General features: G+C 44.1%; 3 protein-coding genes. All 3 read right to left on the bottom strand.

What is annotated here, in order from left to right; genetic code table 11:
* On the bottom strand, positions 1-415 hold a 415-nt coding region (locus tag PY364_RS02765), incomplete at its 3' end, for an AAA family ATPase (RefSeq protein ID WP_275520327.1).
* A 24-nt stretch (positions 416-439) separates the two neighbouring features.
* Positions 440-2,056 (bottom strand): IS481 family transposase, encoded by a 1,617-nt coding sequence (locus tag PY364_RS02760; protein ID WP_275520331.1) that lies wholly within the window; start codon positions 2,054-2,056, stop codon positions 440-442.
* Between the two features lie 4 nt (positions 2,057-2,060).
* Positions 2,061-2,672, bottom strand: coding sequence for a recombinase family protein (locus PY364_RS02755; protein WP_275520329.1), 612 nt, complete (start codon positions 2,670-2,672; stop codon positions 2,061-2,063).
* Between the last annotated feature and the right edge of the window lie 371 nt (positions 2,673-3,043).

The following is a 3,043-nucleotide window of genomic DNA, read 5'->3' as shown; positions in this document are numbered from 1 at the left end:
TATAATGTAAGTCATGAGCCTCATCGACAAACAGCACTACAGGCTTTTTACCCTTCCTAATCAAATCCCGCAATTCTCGTTCCCGTTTTTCACCAATTGAGGGAATTTTGATTTCTTTATCTCTTGATAAATCGTAGAATAAAGCAGCAATTAGTGTTGGTAATGTAGCCCGACACTTATCCACAGACAAAGACTTGGATACGTAAATCTTTCCTTCTTGCTCCAAAACATTAAATAAACGCCTAATTGTGGTAGTTTTGCCACACCCAACAATCCCTGACAAGGCAATGAGATGCCCTGAATAAATCGCAGCTTTGATATCTTTAAAGATTTGTTTGTGGTGTTCAGTCTCATAGTAACCCGCTTGACGAAATTCCTTGACTAATCCGAAATTTGACATCACTTCAGTCAGCATTTTTATTACCCTCTCTAAGAAATCTTATTTAAAATACTGTTTGACACCCTCCATAACTGCTTTTTTATTTAAAGTCTCCCCCAACAAGTTATTAATAAAGTCCCGTTCTTGGGTAGATAATTTTGCCAGCGCTTTTCCCAGGTAATCCGCAATTGCCCGTTTCGCCAACAATGCGTCAGAATATGTAAATTCTTGGAAGGGGTCGAGGTCATTAAAAGGTGTAATAACTGGCTCTATAATTGGGTATTTATTTATCAAAAATAACAAATCAGCATTCTGTTCCAAGGCGGCTCGTGGCAATCCCAATTCTTTTGCTAATGTGGCAATTTTGTCAGCACGTTCTTCGGTTTTAGTTTTCTTAAATTTCCGATACCGATGTAAAGGAATCGGGCCATCAATTGGATAAAAAGGCCCATACCTTTGCTGTTCTTTTTCCACATAGAGTTCATTGTCAAATAAACCCCACCACAACACTACTGTTTCCCCAGCTAAATCCGGCTCTACTTGATAAGCTATGCCTTCAACTGATACTCTGGCAGAAGCATCTACTTTTCGTCGCTGAGGTTCGCGGGCAAAAGTACAAAATCGTTCCCAACTGCACATTTGACTAATGCCACTTGGGGGCAGAAATAGTCGCCAATCTTCCATCCGCGAGTGCGATTGGGTGCGATGAGGTTTGTCATTGTAATGCAGTAAATATTTGTGCAACCACAAGTTAGCCTCAACTTCGTTTTCCGGTTCGTGAAAGTGATACAAGGTTTCATGGGCTTCTTTGACTGTCCGAAACGGTCTTTCTACTTTGCCTTTAGAACGGGCTGTGACTCGGCGACCATCTTTGCCCGCTGGGAGATGGGTGGCTAGCTTGATTCCCAGACATTGCATTACATTTTGAAAGACTCGGCTTTTGCCAATGGGCCCATTGTCTGTATAGAGCATTTTGGGAATTCCTTGGAAGGGAAATCCCTCCATTCCTTTGGCTGTCATGGCATTAAATAAAAAGCGTAATGCTGCTTCAACATCTTCTCCATAAACACAGTGATATTCTTGATAGCAAACACCGCTGCGGTCATCGACAACGCTGTAAAGCATCAGTAGTGGATTTCCTTTACCTGGCTCTACCCACGATGGTTGTTTTAGATGTTTTAAATCTGAGGGGCTGAGGTCGAAATGCCAACATTCGTTGCTATGTTCTGCCTGAAAACTAACTGCGGCAGGCTGTTTGGTGATGGTGATGTGGTCGTATCCCCATTTTTTCAGGTATCGGTTGACTGTGGTTTTGTTCAATAGTCCTTTGATGGGTTGGATAAAGCCATTTGGTGTATCCATTCCGTATTCGGTCAGCAGTTCAATGGCTCGTGCGGTGGAGAGATGCCGTCCTTTTTTGTTGCTGGTACGAATTTTCATGGCGGCGATGATTTCGCAGTAGAGTTCCATGTCTGTTGGTGATAGCTTTCTGGGTGTGCCACTATCAGTACGGTTGATGGCTTTGGGGCGCGAATGCTGACGGAGCAGACGGTACAGTGTGGCTTTTGATACGCCGTATAAGGTGGCTGTTTCTGTCACTAGGATGCTACGTTCTTGGCAACGACTTGGTAATAGGTCAAGTCTCTGACGCAGGTTGATTAAAGCTTCTGCTGGAATTTGTTTATGTGCCATCTGAATTTTTTGCCTCCGTTTCTGTGGAGTCGGTGTGATGTGGGAGGCAATGATTGTGTTTTAGGCGGCGATATAAGGTGGAGCGAGAAATTCCTAGAGTCTGGCAGATTTCTGTAATTGAGGTACTTCCTTCGCTGATGAGGAGTTTTGCCATTTTGATTTGGGCGATGTTTAGCTTGCGAGGTCGTCCGCCTTTGTGGCCTCTGGTTCTGGCTGCTTTTAAACCCGCACGGGTGCGTTCGCGGATTAGTTCTCGCTCAAATTCGGCTAGGGCTCCAAATAGGTGAAAGATGAGTTTTCCACTACTGGTTGTGGTGTCTAGGTTTTCTTGTAGGCTACAAAAGCTAATTGATTTGGTGGCTAGTGTGTTGACTGTTTCAATGAGGTGTTTGAGGGTGCGGCCAAGACGGTCTAGCTTCCAGACGATGAGGGTATCTCCAGAACGCAGGTAGTTTAAAGTTTCTTTGAGTCCTTCTCTGTTATCTTGTATCCCGCTGGCTATGTCTGTGAACACTTTTTCACAGCCGGCGGAGAGCAGAGCATCTCGCTGTAGGTCAAGGTTTTGTTCTAGGGTGGAAATCCGTGCGTAGCCGACGAGCATAGACTCGTGCCTCCAAGGGGCGCGAAGTGTTCCAGTCTGTGGCATAACTAATTATTATTCTACGTTTTTGAGACACAGATTTTGAGATAAGTTTTGCAACAGTTTTTGGTGAGATTAAGTCGGTTTTGGGGTGGTTTGAGCGGGTGTTGCAAAAACGGTCGTTTTTGCAGCAGTTTCTGAGGGGAAAGTTAGAGCAAGTTGTGATGTTGGATTTGTCAAGGGTGGATGAGGCAATTATGAAGGAGCCTCAGCTTTGACTATGCGGCACTGGTTTTGGTGGTTGTATTTAATTTGGTCTCGTTTACATGATTGTGGTCTGGTCGCATTTAATGTGGTCTGAGTGGCGTTTAATTTGGTCTGAAGTTTTGGTT

The sequence above is a fragment of the Kamptonema sp. UHCC 0994 genome, assembly GCF_029167235.1.
In the GTDB taxonomy this organism is placed as follows: Bacteria; Cyanobacteriota; Cyanobacteriia; order Cyanobacteriales; family Microcoleaceae; genus Kamptonema.
The sequence above is the reverse complement of the archived record's forward strand: the minus strand, read 5'-3'. Positions and strand labels throughout refer to the sequence as shown.

Coding starts and splice junctions, on each gene's coding strand:
- PY364_RS02755 (WP_275520329.1), bottom strand. CDS start 2,672: ATGCTCGTCGGCTACGCACGGATTTCCACCCTAGAACAAAACCTTGAC.